General features: G+C 52.1%; 13 protein-coding genes. 7 read left to right on the forward strand and 6 right to left on the reverse strand.

Annotated elements, in window-relative coordinates:
- Nucleotide 1 precedes the first annotated feature (1 nt).
- Nucleotides 2-1666: a bifunctional 3-(3-hydroxy-phenyl)propionate/3-hydroxycinnamic acid hydroxylase gene (locus tag HV041_RS15400; protein ID WP_121584265.1), complete on the reverse strand. Its 1665-nt coding sequence runs from the start codon at nt 1664-1666 to the stop codon at nt 2-4.
- A gap of 191 nt (nt 1667-1857) precedes the next feature.
- On the opposite strand from HV041_RS15400, the gene HV041_RS15405 reads away from it, so the two are divergent.
- The 3 genes from HV041_RS15405 to catA all read left to right on the forward strand — a co-directional run bounded on the left by HV041_RS15405 (nt 1858) and on the right by catA (nt 3943).
- Nucleotides 1858-2670 carry a DNA-binding transcriptional regulator gene (locus tag HV041_RS15405; protein ID WP_115644359.1) on the forward strand — a complete coding sequence of 271 codons (813 nt, stop codon included), beginning with the start codon at nt 1858-1860 and terminating at the stop codon, nt 2668-2670.
- 135 nt (nt 2671-2805) lie between these two features.
- Entirely contained in the window at nt 2806-3117 is a 312-nt protein-coding gene (locus HV041_RS15410; protein ID WP_048212491.1) for a putative quinol monooxygenase, read from the forward strand.
- Nucleotides 3118-3265: 148 nt separating this feature from the next.
- Complete coding sequence (gene catA / locus HV041_RS15415; protein ID WP_048212492.1) at nt 3266-3943, forward strand: type A chloramphenicol O-acetyltransferase; 678 nt, start codon at nt 3266-3268, stop codon at nt 3941-3943.
- Nucleotides 3944-4068: 125 nt separating this feature from the next.
- On the opposite strand, the gene HV041_RS15420 is transcribed toward catA, so the two are convergent.
- The 4 genes from HV041_RS15420 to HV041_RS15435 all read right to left on the reverse strand — a co-directional run bounded on the left by HV041_RS15420 (nt 4069) and on the right by HV041_RS15435 (nt 6716).
- Nucleotides 4069-4521: an acyltransferase gene (locus HV041_RS15420; protein ID WP_048212493.1), complete on the reverse strand. Its 453-nt coding sequence runs from the start codon at nt 4519-4521 to the stop codon at nt 4069-4071.
- Nucleotides 4522-4758: 237 nt separating this feature from the next.
- Nucleotides 4759-5475 carry a YebC/PmpR family DNA-binding transcriptional regulator gene (locus tag HV041_RS15425; RefSeq protein ID WP_048212494.1) on the reverse strand — a complete coding sequence of 239 codons (717 nt, stop codon included), beginning with the start codon at nt 5473-5475 and terminating at the stop codon, nt 4759-4761.
- Nucleotides 5476-5907: 432 nt separating this feature from the next.
- Nucleotides 5908-6384 (reverse strand): cold shock domain-containing protein, encoded by a 477-nt coding sequence (locus tag HV041_RS15430; RefSeq protein ID WP_048212495.1) that lies wholly within the window; start codon nt 6382-6384, stop codon nt 5908-5910.
- An 86-nt stretch (nt 6385-6470) separates the two neighbouring features.
- Complete coding sequence (locus HV041_RS15435) at nt 6471-6716, reverse strand: YmjA family protein (protein ID WP_121584263.1); 246 nt, start codon at nt 6714-6716, stop codon at nt 6471-6473.
- A 485-nt stretch (nt 6717-7201) separates the two neighbouring features.
- On the opposite strand from HV041_RS15435, the gene HV041_RS15440 reads away from it, so the two are divergent.
- Both HV041_RS15440 and HV041_RS15445 read left to right on the forward strand, forming a co-directional pair.
- Nucleotides 7202-7978: an MBL fold metallo-hydrolase gene (locus tag HV041_RS15440; protein WP_061067380.1), complete on the forward strand. Its 777-nt coding sequence runs from the start codon at nt 7202-7204 to the stop codon at nt 7976-7978.
- An 18-nt stretch (nt 7979-7996) separates the two neighbouring features.
- Nucleotides 7997-8947, forward strand: coding sequence for a helix-turn-helix domain-containing protein (locus HV041_RS15445; RefSeq protein ID WP_048212498.1), 951 nt, complete (start codon nt 7997-7999; stop codon nt 8945-8947).
- Here HV041_RS15445 and HV041_RS15450 read toward each other — a convergent pair.
- Nucleotides 8944-9552, reverse strand: coding sequence for a class I SAM-dependent methyltransferase (locus tag HV041_RS15450; protein ID WP_121584262.1), 609 nt, complete (start codon nt 9550-9552; stop codon nt 8944-8946). The two genes, HV041_RS15445 and HV041_RS15450, sit on opposite strands and share 4 nt — an antisense overlap.
- Nucleotides 9553-9706: 154 nt before the next feature.
- On the opposite strand from HV041_RS15450, the gene HV041_RS15455 reads away from it, so the two are divergent.
- Nucleotides 9707-10801 (forward strand): LacI family DNA-binding transcriptional regulator, encoded by a 1095-nt coding sequence (locus HV041_RS15455; RefSeq protein ID WP_142878942.1) that lies wholly within the window; start codon nt 9707-9709, stop codon nt 10799-10801.
- Nucleotides 10802-10907: 106 nt separating this feature from the next.
- A complete protein-coding gene (locus HV041_RS15460) occupies nt 10908-13985 on the forward strand; it encodes a beta-galactosidase (protein ID WP_121584260.1) in 3078 nt (1025 codons plus the stop codon).
- Nucleotides 13986-13987 lie beyond the last annotated feature (2 nt).

Raw genomic sequence — 13987 nt, forward strand, 5'->3', positions numbered from 1 at the left:
ATCAGGCCACCTTTTCAACAGGAATATCGGCAGTAGCGCGGGTAAGCGTCATCACCGACGCCAGTTTATTCAGGGTGCTGCCCAGGGTTTGCGGAATGGCGATGGCGGCCACAAAGCGGTCCGGGCGCATCACCACCAGCGAAGCGTTGTGCTGGGCAAACCACGTGCGCAGGCGGTTTTGCGTATCGCCAATGCGGATAACGCCGTCATAGTTATCCTGCTCGGTATGAATTTGCGTATCCGGCACCACCTGGATAAACCGCGTGCCCAACGCCTGCCACTGTTGGATCTGCGCCTCGCTCATGCCCCATAGCGGGTTACAACCCCAGCCAATCACCGCAAAATTCGGCCCGATGACATTGTCGAGCAGCGTCACTTCACCCGATTCCAGCGTCACCTTCGGCTGGATAAACATCTTGCCGACCGGTGACGTTTTCGCGTCACACTCACGCACCAGTGCTCCAACATGGTATTGCGGCATCGGCTTAAAGCGCATTTCGAGGAAGTAACGTTTGACCGGCGGAATATAATTCAGCAGCCAGGAAACCCCGTCGCGTACCGCACCGTGCCAGCGTTTTGGCGGTGCCAGTACGTTGCCTGCGGTCACCGAGAGGTCGATCATCGCTTTGGCGTGGTCGCGGCGTTCCTGCTGGTAGGTATCCAACAGCGCATCACCAGCTTTGCCCTTAATGACCAGCGCCAGTTTCCACGCCAGGTTGAAGGCATCGCGCATGCCGCTGTTGTACCCCTGCCCCTGCCAGACCGGCATAATGTGCGCCGCATCGCCGGCCAGCAGCACGCGGTCAATGCGAAAACGTTCGGCCAGACGGGCGTTATGGGTATACACACGCTGGCGGATCAGTTCGACGTTATCCGGGTTCGGCAGCACTTTGCTCAGCAACTGGCGCATATTTTGCGGCTCACTGAGTTGCGCTTCGGTTTCTCCCGGCATCACCATAAATTCAAAGCGGCGCACCGCATGTGGCAGCGCAGCGGAGACATACGGGCGCACCGGATCGCAGCACAGAAACACATGCGGCGTGCTGAGCGGATCGTTGGCGATATCCACCACAATCCACTGATTTGGCGCGGTTTTGCCTTCAAATGGCACATTCAGCGAACGTCTGACGTTGCTGGCCCCACCGTCGCAGGCCACCAGCCACTGGGCCTTCACCGTTTCGCGCTGGCCATCCGGCGCTTTCAGATTCAGCGTTACTTCACCGTTCTGTTGGCTGAAGGCTTCCAGTTCGCGGGAAAACAGGCAGCGCACGCTGGGAAAACGCGACAGCCCTTCCAGCATCACCGCATCCACCTGCGGCTGAATAAACGCGTTGCGGCGCGACCAGCCAAATTCGTCGGTCATCGGCTGGATATCAGCAAAGCAGCGGCCTTTCGGGGTGAGAAAGCGCATCGCGTGCCACGGCGTAGTATGCGGCAGCACGTTTTCGACCAGACCAACGGACTGCATGGTGCGCAGCGCTTCATCGTCAATCCCGATAGCGCGGGGATAGTCGATCAGCGTGTCGAGCTTCTCCACCACCAGCACTTCAATGCCCATCTGGCCCAGATAGTTGGCCATCATCAGCCCAACCGGACCGGCTCCGGCAATCGCGACCTGTACGGTGTGCTGCACAGCGGGTTGGATATCAGGGTTTATTGTTGTCATTTCAGAACCTCACGACTCGGACAAAACGCAATTGCAGACCCTGGCGAGGCGCAACTCATTTTGTTAAAAAGATGTAAATGATTTTTTATTGTGCGGTCAGTATAGGAGTGAGTTTTTGCGCTACAATCAAAACATGCCTGGATGTGCACTAAGTGCACAACGTTGTTTTACCTGTAGATTTGTCAATAAATATGAAAAATGATGACGGTACTGAATACAAAACCGTACGCGGATTAACGCGCGGATTAATGTTATTAAATATGTTAAACCGGCTCGATGGTGGAGCCAGCGTTGGCCTGCTGGCTGAGCTGAGCGGCCTGCACCGCACTACGGTCAGGCGGCTGCTGGAAACGTTGCAGGATGAGGGTTACGTCCGACGCAGCCTGTCCGATGACAGCTTTCGCTTAACCATCAAGGTCCGTCAGCTTAGCGAGGGATTTCGTGACGAGCAGTGGATTTCTGCGCTGGCCGCCCCGCTGCTGGGGGATTTGCTGCGCGAGGTGATCTGGCCGACCGACGTTTCCACGCTGGATGTGGACGCGATGGTGGTACGTGAAACAACCCACCGCTTCAGCCGCCTGTCGTTTCACCGGGCGATGGTCGGGCGTCGTTTGCCATTGCTGAAAACCGCTTCCGGCCTGACCTGGCTGGCATTTAGCCCGGAGAATGAACGTCAGGAACTGATTGAAATGCTGGCCTCCCGACCAGGAGAAGAGTTCCAGCTTGCGCGCGAACCGCTGAAGCTCAATGCCATTTTAACCCGCGCGCGAAAAGACGGTTTTGGTCAGAACTATCGCGGCTGGGATCAGGAGGAGAAAATCGCTTCTATCGCCGTCCCCATCCGTAGCGGACAGCGGGTGATCGGCTGCCTGAATCTGGTGTATATGGCCAGCGCCATGACCATCGAACAGGCCGCAGAAAAGCATCTTCCGGCCTTACAAAGGGTGGCGAAACAGATTGAGGACGGCGTCGAGTCGCAGGAGATTTTGGTTGCCGGGAGGTGAAGTGGATCACAGTTATGCGCATCATCTGATTGATAGTTGGGATGGCTCACTCATCAGCCGATATCACGCGGTGTCATCTTGCTTTAATGATATCTTCATTGCAGAGTGTGCATTCATTTTTTGCCAGGAGGCTGCATGTTAAAGGTCATTGCCGAGGATTTCATCAAACCTGAGTATATTGAAACCGTTCTCCCGTTGTATCGTGAGCTAATATCGGCCACCAGGAAAGAACCGCGCTGCATTGCTTATGACCTCTATATTGATGAAAAAGATCCGGGCCATTTTATTTTCATCGAAGAATGGCCAGACCACGCGGCTCTCGATGAACATTGTGCCAGTGAGCATTTCCGGCGACTTGTGCCGTTAATCGATCAATACACGCGCAAAGAAGCACGTTACACACTGATGAATGACATCGTAAATCCAGGGGCGCAAAGTCTCTTGTGAAGAGGCTTTAATCCTTCTTCCTGTATAAGGATACGCTACTCTCGCAAATGCGTTCGCTGGTAACATGCTTCGGGACATGCAGCCTGATTACGTCATGGAAAGACTTAGGCTAAAATATGATATTTGATTGCAAATCAAAGGATAAAAAGTGAAAAAAACAACTCCAGAATATACGGCTGTTGACTTGTCTCGTTGGCCAAGGAAAGAGCATTTTGAGGTATTTCAGTCTTTTGCTCAAAGTACAATTAACCAAACTGTTCTGTTAGACATTACCGCAGTACTAAAACATATAAAAGAGATTGGCTGGAAATTTTACCCTACTATGATTTCCCTCCTTGCTAAAGTTGTCAACAAGCATACTGAATTCCGTATGGCTATAAAGAACAATGAGCTTGTCATATGGAATGAAATTCATCCAAGCTATACCATTTTCCATAATGAAACTGAGACTTTTTCATCATTATGGAGCCGCTACGATGGCAATATTCATCACTTCCAAAACACTTATTCAGAAGACGTTGCACGCTATTGTAATAATCTTTCTTATTGGCCGAAGGGAGAGTCTCCGGAAAATGTATTTTTTGTATCGGCTATCCCTTGGGTAAGTTTTACCAGTTTTAATATCAACATTGCGAACATGCAGAACTTTTTTGCCCCCATGTTCACACTTGGGAAATACTATGAACAAGATGGGAAAGTAGTGTTACCTCTCGCCGTTCAGGTACATCACTCTGTGTGCGATGGCTTCCATTTAGCACGATTAATCAATGAACTACAGGAAATGAGTCATGACCTACGGCACCATTCAGAGGAACGCAACGTCTGATGCAGCAGACGTTTCTTTATATGGCGTGAGCAGCAAGAATAGTCGCCATGTCCGCAAACAAGAGGGGTCGACATGAACGGTCTGGGAAGAACATAAATTTGGGTTCGCAATGGCAAGGGTAATACTTAAAGCTTTCGCAAAAGTCTGGCCGGATTGCCAGCATACACGCCTTTTACCAGCACGGGCTTTATCACCACACTACCGGCACCAATCACCGCACCACTGCAAATTTCCGTTGTTAAAATTGTGGCTCCACTGCCCACCGTTACTGCGTTACCTAATACAATATTAATCCAGCTTTTTGCAGAAGCGTCAGGACTTCCGCTCTTGAAAAGATCGTTAGCAAAGGTCACGCCATGCCCTATAAAGCAGTCCTCGCCTAAGGTAACGTTTTCACAGATGAAAGTATGGGACTGCACTTTAGTTCTGTCGCCTATGACACATCCCTTTTGTATCTCAACAAATGGCCCGACAAACACATCATGGCCCAACTCGCATTCATAAAGATTCACAGGCATGACTATTGTGACATTTTCACCTTGTTTTACGTCACGAATACCACTTTCAATAATATTCATATCAGCACTGTCCTTACTCAAGATAATACGCTTCAGTATTGAAGACCTGAACTTGCAGGAGCGCCTTTGCCATTTATTATCAGATAGTTTAGGCCAGGAATTTCAATTGATGCGTTTCTTTTAGAGATAGTATTTTTATCTATTCGTTATAATCAACACATCTTATCAGACATGTTGATCATAACAAACTTACAATTTATAAAATCTGCCATAATGACAGATTTCTTTAATTTATAATCAGAGATTTGCAACGTTATGATATACTTTTTGAACATCATCATCATCTTCAAGGGCATCAACAAGTCCTTCAAAGATTTCTAAATCTTCTGGTGAAAGTTCAACTTCTGATTGAGCAATCATTTCTAATTCTGTGGTTGAGAATTCAGTAATCCCAGCTGCTTTGAGGGCTGCAATTCCTTTATGAAGATCTGTAGATTCAGTATAAATAATGATGTTGCCTTCTTCTTCGGTAACATCACGTACATCCACTTCAGCATCAAGTAAAATTTCAAAAATACGGTCAGGGTCTGTTCCCGCAAATACAATCACGCCAGTATTGTCAAACATATAGCTGACAGCACCCGCCGCGCCAATATTCCCGCCTTTTTTATTGAAGATTGAGCGAATATTAGCAATCGTGCGGTTAACGTTTGAAGTCAGGGTTTCAGCGATAATCATGGAACCACTTGGACCAAAGCCTTCATAACGCCCTTGCATGAACGTTTCGTCGCTGCCACCTTTGGCTTTATCAATAGCTTTATCAATAACGTGCTTTGGAACCTGGGCTTGTTTCGCACGTTCAATAACGAATTTTAAAGCTGTGTTTAATTCTGGGTCTGGTTCACCTTGTTTAGCCGCAGCATAGATTTCCACACCGAATTTGGAATATACTTTAGACGTTGCACCGTCTTTAGCCGTTTTTTTACCAACAATATTGGCCCATTTACGTCCCACTGGAATAGTCTCCTCGAAAATTTATTTACATGACAGGCAGCTTAATAAGCTGCCTGTTTTTCCCACCATATTATATCACTATATGTAAATTCTCGTCTATGAGAAATAAAAACATCCAAACCTTACGGAGTGTTACTTTAATTTCATCAATAATTAACATTATGGATAAGTTACTACATAACTTTCTGATGATTTTTCTATTTTTATTTTTAACACTGGCGCAGCAGCAATAATAGATAAGACAAGAGAATCAAAAGTAATAACCCCGGCAAAGTACCACTTTCACTTCTTATATAAAACGTTCACATCTGCTTCTGACACAAAGCAGCTTTTGCGCACACATATCTACCCGATTTGACTGAATGCAAAAAAAAACCGAAACCCTGCTTTTGAAAAGAGCAGAGTTTCGGCATTCATTCACTCTGAAGGACGTCAGACTTTCAGCAGCTTCACCGTCTCGTCGATGTCGATTTCATCTTCCGAGAAGATCAGCGTCGTGCCCTGGAAGGTAGTGATCGCCAGCTTTTTCAGTGTGCGCATTTCGCCAGGCTTCACGTCTGATTTCGGTCGTATGCTGTTCATCAGCACGCCGACAGACAGCACCGCGTTTTCTTTGTCGATACGGGTTTCAACCGGCACTTCTTCGCTGTACACCAGGTATGACTTGATCGCAGTGAGCTTCAGGCGCTCGCCCGCGATATAGATGTACTTGCTGTCGGGTATGACTTTCACCGCATAGGCAGACAGGCCTTTGTTGTTGGTGGTGGGTTCAAAAGTCACCGCCGCGTCTTTCTTGATCAGCTCAGGATTAGCAACCTTAATCACATGAAAATAGCGGTTGTCGCCGTTTTCATCTTTGATAAATCCAAAGCCTTTATCTTTAAACCACGTTGTGATTGTTCCGTTCATTGCTGTTTCCGCCTGATTAAACCGAATACTCGTAGAGTATACCTACTCAATTTGCGCGCAGTGTAAAACACAGACCCCGTCTTTGGCTACTCGTTACCCCAGCGATTGAGGAACTCCGCGATATCATCAATACGCTGCGCGTCAACGCCAGCCACAGTTGCCATCTCCTGCTGCGCGTCTTCGCTGATCTCTTCGTTGTTCATCAAACGGGTGATCAGTTGCTGGAAGTAGTGCGCCAGCGCATCGCGTTCGGCATCGCTCACCGGCTTTGCGGCCTCGGTCGCGTACTCATCGGCGATATCATAATATTTTAGCGGAATGTCGTGGTTCATCAGGTGCTCCGGGGTAAATGCGTGTGCCAGCAGTTGCCTGCCGCGTCTGGGGTGAATGATAGCATTATTATTTCATGGTTCGCGATCTGTTTTATTCACGGTAATACGTTGCATTTATCTATTATATTTTCCGAAACCACTTCGCATTTAATAAATCTGTCCATACTTAAGGGACTGTATTTTTACTCAGTTCGGTACAATAGTGGAGAATTAACGAGTGTTATAAAAAAGAAACCAAAACTTAGTTTAAATCAACTCTCTTTAATCGTTTTCCAGCGCATTAAATAATTCAGACGATAATTCAGTGATTAAACACAGCCAATAAAGATTCGTCCCGTAGGCATGATAAACGCCCCACCATCTCCTACCGGCATCATTGCGTTGCAATTGGCCCAATCCCATCGTTAGTCGCCCATTTGCCCACATTCATCTTCTGGACAACACTCTACGATGATACCACTGACCCAACACGCAGAGCGCACACCATGAACATCACGCAAATCCGTAATGCCACACAGCACATCACCTTTGGTGGAATGACTTTTCTGGTCGATCCTATGCTGGCTGCGAAAGGCGCATATCCGGGTTTTGCCGGAACCGCACGAGCCGACATTCGCAACCCAACCGTCGATCTGCCCATCGACATCGACACCCTGCTTAATGTCGATGCGCTGATCGTGACCCATCTGCATGAAGATCACTGGGACGAGGTTGCCGCTCGTGTCGTGCCGAAAGACAAACCAATCTATGTGCAAAATGACCATGATGCACACGTACTGCGGGGGCAGGGTTTCACACAACTCACCGTGCTGACGCAAAATACCGTGGTCGGCGCTATCACTCTGCGTAAAACCGGTGGCCAGCACGGCTCAGATCGCGCCTATGCCATTCCACAAATGGCAGAACGCCTGGGTGATGCCTGTGGCGTTATCTTTATGCATCCGGCGGAAAAAACGCTGTATCTGGTCGGGGACACCCTCTGGCGCGACGAGGTGGAAGCCAACATGCATACCTTCCAGCCAGGCGTGGTGGTTCTGAATGCGGGTTTTGCCCACGTCATCGGTTTTGGCCCAATTATCATGGGTGCGGAAGATGTGCTGAAAACCCACTTCACCTTACCCGAAGCACACATTGTGGCGACCCATATGGAGGCGATTAACCATTGTCTGTTGACCCGCGCGGCCCTGAAAGAGTACGCCCGCGACAACCAGATTGCGCAATATGTCAACGTGCCGGAAGATGGTGAAACCCTGGCATTTTAATCTCTACAAAGGAATCGTATGCAGCCGCTTAACGTCGCCATTGTTGCCGTGGAAGATTTCAGCCCGTTTCACTTCTCGGTGCCGTGTATCATTTTCAGTGACAAAATGGCGGTGAAAAAGCGCTTTGAGGTGCAGATGTGCGGCGAAAAACCGGGCATCATCTCCTCGCAGGATGGTTTCTCCATTACCGCAACCCACGGCTATGAAGCGGTGGAGGCTGCCGACATCGTGGTGATCCCCTGGTGGGGCACCACCGCGCATCGTCCACCACAAAGCCTGCTTGGTGCGCTCAACCGCGCGCGACAAAACGGCGCGCAGATTGTCGGGCTGTGTCTGGGCGCGTTTGTCCTCGGCTATGCGGGGTTACTGGACGGTAAACGAGCGGCTACGCACTGGGAGTTCGAGCAGGATTTTCAGGCGCGCTTCCCGGCGGCCCAGTTGGATATCAACGCACTGTACGTGGATGACGACGGTATTATTACCTCAGCAGGTACCGCCGCCGCGCTGGATTGCTGTTTGTACGTAATTCGCCAGCGTTTTGGCAGCACGGTGGCGAATCAGATTGCCCGACGGATGATTGTGCCACCGCATCGTGAGGGCGGCCAGGCGCAGTTTATCGAACAACCGGTAGCGAAAAATACACAGGATCAGCGCATTAACGCCCTGCTCGACTATTTGCGCCAGCATCTCCACGAACCGCATAATCTCGACGAGCTGGCACAGCGGGTGATGATGAGTCGTCGCACTCTAACCCGTCATTTTATGAAGGCCACCGGGTCAAGCGTGGCTGAATGGCTGATTACCGAGCGCCTACACCGCAGCCAGATCCTGCTGGAGTCCAGTCAGTTACCCGTTGAACGCATCGCCGAACAGGTAGGTTTTCTCTCCCCCGTCACCTGGCGGCAGCATTTTAAATCCCGCTTCGGCGTCAGCCCGGCTGAATGGCGTAAAACCTTTCGCGGCGATTAACCTCTTTTTTGCGCCAGCCAGATGGTGTGCCCGGTACAGTGCGGATCTTCCATCACCCTCTCAATCACCGTAAAACCGTGCATCGACAGCAATGCGTGATACTCATCAGGCGCGAGGCTGGCGTGAAACAGCGGCTCACCCTCAAATTCCCCCATCGCAATGCCGTTGTCCGTGCCGCTGGTAAACATCAGTGCGCTACCGGGATGACTGAGCCGGTCAAAAATGGGGAACATCTTTTGCTGGTCCAACTGGGTTAAATGGAAAAAGCTGTCCCAGGCGATCAGACCGTCGAATGTCTCGTTAAGCGCCAGCTCACGCATATCGTGCTCCAGCCAGCGCTGTGCGGGAAAAGAGTGCCGCGCCCGCGCCAGCATTTCCGGGGAACCATCAACCCCCGTCAACTGAAAACCTTGCCGGATAAAATAACCCGCAATCGGCTGACCGTTTCCGCAGCCAATATCCACAATATGGCCCTGCCCGCCCATCACGTTGATGAACTTGTCCAGCCAGCTTTTCTCAAACAAGGCGCGTGAGCGCTGGCGGGCAAAAGCCTCCGCATGGCGTCGGTAAATGGACAGGATATTATTTGCCGCAGAGTCGCTCACGATGTCCTCACTTTTTAATCTGATAAGTTTAACGACGATAAATCCTCCCGCACACGATCCGCAACCCTGGAATGCGCCTCGCAGAACCTATGCGTAAATCCCCCAAAATCGTCCCGCTGTGGCATCATAGCGCGCAGATAACATCATGACAGGGGTGATAAACGTGAAACCGGTAACGCTATACGATGTCGCAGACCATGCAGGCGTCTCTTACCAGACCGTCTCGCGCGTCGTGAATCAGGCCAGCCACGTTTCCGCAAAAACCCGACAGAAAGTTGAGGCCGCGATGGCGGAACTCAATTACATCCCCAACCGCGTCGCACAACAACTGGCAGGCAAACAGACGCCGCTGATTGGCGTCGTGACGGCGAACCTTGCCCTGCATGCCCCCTCACAAATCGTTGCCGCCATAAAATCCCGCGCCGACCAGTCCGGCGCCAGCGTGGTGATCGCCATGGTCGAGCGCAGCGGCGTTGAGGCGTGTAAAACCGCGGTCCACAACCTGCTTTCTCAGCGCGTAACCGGGCTTATCATCAACTATCCGCTGGATGAAGAAGACGCCATTGCCATGGCCGCCGCCTGCGGTACAGTGCCGGTACTGTTTCTCGATGTCTCTGACCAGACGCCGATTAACAGCGTGATTTTCTCCCATGATGACGGCGCTCGGCTCGGCGTTGAACATCTTGTACAGCATGGTCATCAGCGAATCGCCCTGCTGAGCGGGCCGCACACTTCAGTTTCGGCAAGGCTTCGCCGTGCGGGCTGGCATAAATATCTGGCGCACTACCAGCTACGTCCCATTGTAGAACGTGAAGGTGACTGGAGCGCCATGTCCGGCTTTCATCAAACCATGCACATGCTTAACGACGGTATCATTCCAACCGCTATGCTGGTGGCTAACGATCAAATGGCGCTGGGCGCGATGCGCGCAATCAGCGAGTCTGGGCTGCGAGTTGCAGCGGACATCTCCGTGATCGGCTACGACGACACCGAAGACAGCGCCTGCTACATCCCGCCGCTGACCACCATCAGGCAGGATTTCCCCACTCTCGGACAGACCAGCGTTGACAGGCTGTTGCAGCTTACGCAGGGTATGTCCGCCCCCGGCAATCTGCTGCTGCCGGTCACGCTGGTCGAACGGAAAACCGTACTGCCGCCTGACGCACAAACCGCCACGCCTCAGGTGCTGGCGGAGTCGTTGATGCAACTGGCGCGTCAGGTCTCTCTGCTACCATCCGGCGAGCGCTAATTACTGTGAGTCAGTTCACCCATTAAACCCGCCCGGCTTTACAGCGTCTCACCGCAGGCCTTATGTTTATTAAATTGTGAGCGAATAACAAACATGAGATACCGCTATGACTCTGAGCTCGGACTCACTCGCCGCCGTACTGGCGCGCCGTGACTGGGAAAACCCCGGCGTCACACAGATAAACCGTCTGGAGGCACATCCGCCGTTTTGTAGCTGGCGCTGCGTGGATGATGCCCGTAACCACCGGCCTTCATCCCAACGAATTTCGTTAAACGGCGAGTGGCAGTTCGCCTGGTTTGCCACACCAGAGGCAGTACCAGAAAGTTGGCTTGAGCATGATTCACCGCAGGCCGTTGCCCTCTGCGTGCCGTCTAACTGGCAGATGAGCGGTTATGATGCGCCAATCTACTCCAATATCACCTATCCATTCCCGGTCAATCCGCCTTCTGTTCCGACGCAGAACCCTACCGGATGTTACTCGCTCACATTTAGTGTTGAAGATGCATGGTTAGATGAGGGTCAGACGCGGATTATTTTTGACGGCGTGAACTCCGCGTTTCATCTGTGGTGCAACGGTCGTTGGGTCGGCTACGGTCAGGATAGCCGCCTGCCGTCTGAGTTTGATCTTAGCGATTATCTGCAGCACGGCGAAAACCGTCTGGCGGTGATGGTGCTACGCTGGAGCGACGGCAGCTATCTGGAAGACCAGGATATGTGGCGCATGAGCGGTATTTTTCGCGACGTATCTTTGCTGCATAAGCCCACAACACAGATCCGTGACCTACGCATCAACACGCGCTTTAATGATGATTTCAGCCGCGCGTTGCTGGAAGCGGAAGTCCGGATAGCAGGCGACGAGCGTGAAGATGTACGCGTGACCCTGCAATTGTGGAACGGCGAAACGTTGGTTGGCGAGCTCACCTCACCGCCCGGCAGCGAGATTGTTGATGAACGCGGCGCTTATCACGACCGTACTACGCTGCGCCTCAACGTTGAACACCCGGCGTTGTGGAGTGCCGAAACGCCTAATCTGTACCGCGCCGTTGTGCAGCTACATACCGCTGACGGTACGCTGATTGAAGCCGAGGCCTGTGACGTCGGCTTTCGTCAGGTTTGCATTGAAAACGGACTGCTGTTACTCAATGGTAAGCCGCTGTTGATTCGCGGTACCAACCGTCATGAGCACCATCCGGTCAACGGTCAGGTGATGGACGAGGCAACGATGGTGCAGGATATTCTGCTGATGAAGCAGAACAACTTTAACGCCGTGCGTTGTTCGCATTACCCAAATCACCCGCTATGGTACACCCTGTGCGACCGCTACGGCCTGTATGTGGTGGATGAGGCCAATATCGAAACCCACGGTATGGTGCCCATGAATCGCCTGAGCGATGACCCAACATGGCTTCCCGCCATGAGCCAGCGCGTCACGCGCATGGTGCAGCGCGATCGCAACCATCCGAGCATTATCATCTGGTCTCTGGGTAATGAATCCGGTCACGGGGTCAATCACGACGCGCTCTACCGCTGGATAAAATCAGAAGACCCGTCACGCCCGGTACAATATGAAGGCGGCGGCGCAAATACCGCAGCCACCGATATTATTTGCCCGATGTATGCCCGCGTCGATCAGGATCAGCCCTTCCCCGCCGTACCCAAATGGTCGATTAAAAAGTGGCTGTCGATGCCCGGCGAGCAGCGCCCGTTGATCCTCTGCGAATATGCTCACGCGATGGGTAACAGCCTCGGCGGCTATGCCAAATATTGGCAGGCATTCCGCCAGTATCCGCGTCTGCAAGGAGGATTCGTCTGGGACTGGGTCGATCAGTCGCTGATTAAATATGACGACAACGGTAATCCGTGGTCAGCCTACGGCGGGGATTTTGGTGACACACCAAACGACCGTCAGTTTTGCATGAACGGACTGGTGTTCGCCGATCGTACCCCACACCCGGCGTTATATGAGGCCAAACATGAACAGCAGTTTTTCCAGTTCACGTTACTGCCGGGCGCTGAACGCCAGATTGAAGTGACCAGTGAATATCTGTTCCGCCGCAGCGATAACGAAGTTCTGCACTGGTCTATTGCCCTGGACGGCAACCCGCTGGCCGCCGGAGAGGTCGTTCTGGATATCGCCCCACAAGGCCGCCAGGTGATTACCCTGCCAGATGTCCCGATGCCGGAAACCGCAGGTCAGCTGTGGCTGACGGTGCGTGTCGAACAACCTCAGGCTACTGCGTGGTCAGACGCCGGACATATCAGCGCCTGGCAGCAATGGAAGCTGGAAGAGAAACTCAGTCTGGCGCTTAAACCTCGCGCCAGCACAGCGCCACAGCTGACGATCCGCGATGACACGTTTACGGTAATCGTCAGCGATAAACGCTGGGAATTCTGCCGCCGGACAGGTTTACTGACGCAATACTGGCTGGCCGAAGAAGCACAGCTGTTTGCACCGTTAATCGATCAGTTTACCCGCGCGCCGCTGGATAACGACATCGGCATCAGCGAAGTAACGCGCATCGATCCTAATGCCTGGGTCGAACGCTGGAAGGCTGCGGGCCATTACCATGCTGAGCCATGGCTATTGCAATGCGAGGCCGAAGCGCTGTCGAACAGCATCCTTATCACCACCGCGCATGCCTGGCAGTATCGGGGCGAAACGCTGTTCATCAGCCGAAAAAGCTACCGTATTGACGGCAAGGGTGAAATGCAGATAACGGTGGATGTCGACATCGCCAGCGGTACGCCGCATCCGGCCCGCATCGGCCTGAGCTGCCAGCTGGCGCAGGTGGCTGAACGGGTAAACTGGTTAGGCCTTGGGCCGCATGAGAACTACCCGGACAGGCTGAACGCCGCTTGTTTCGACCGTTGGGATTTATCGCTCGATGAAATGTACACCCCGTATGTTTTCCCAAGTGAAAATGGCCTGCGCTGCGGGACACGCGAATTACGCTACGGGGATCATCTGTGGCGTGGCGACTTCCAGTTCAACATCAGCCGTTACAGCCAGAAGCAACTGATGGCAACCAGCCATCGCCATCTGCTGCAGCCTGAAGCCGGAACATGGCTCAACATTGACGGTTTCCATATGGGCGTCGGCGGGGATGATTCGTGGAGCCCTTCAGCGTCACCAGAATTTCAGTTGAGCGCAGGGCGTTATCATTATCAGCTGAGCTGGCGCTAATC

It is taken from the genome of Citrobacter sp. RHBSTW-00029 (assembly GCF_014104295.1).
Taxonomy (GTDB): Bacteria; Pseudomonadota; Gammaproteobacteria; order Enterobacterales; family Enterobacteriaceae; genus Citrobacter; species Citrobacter youngae.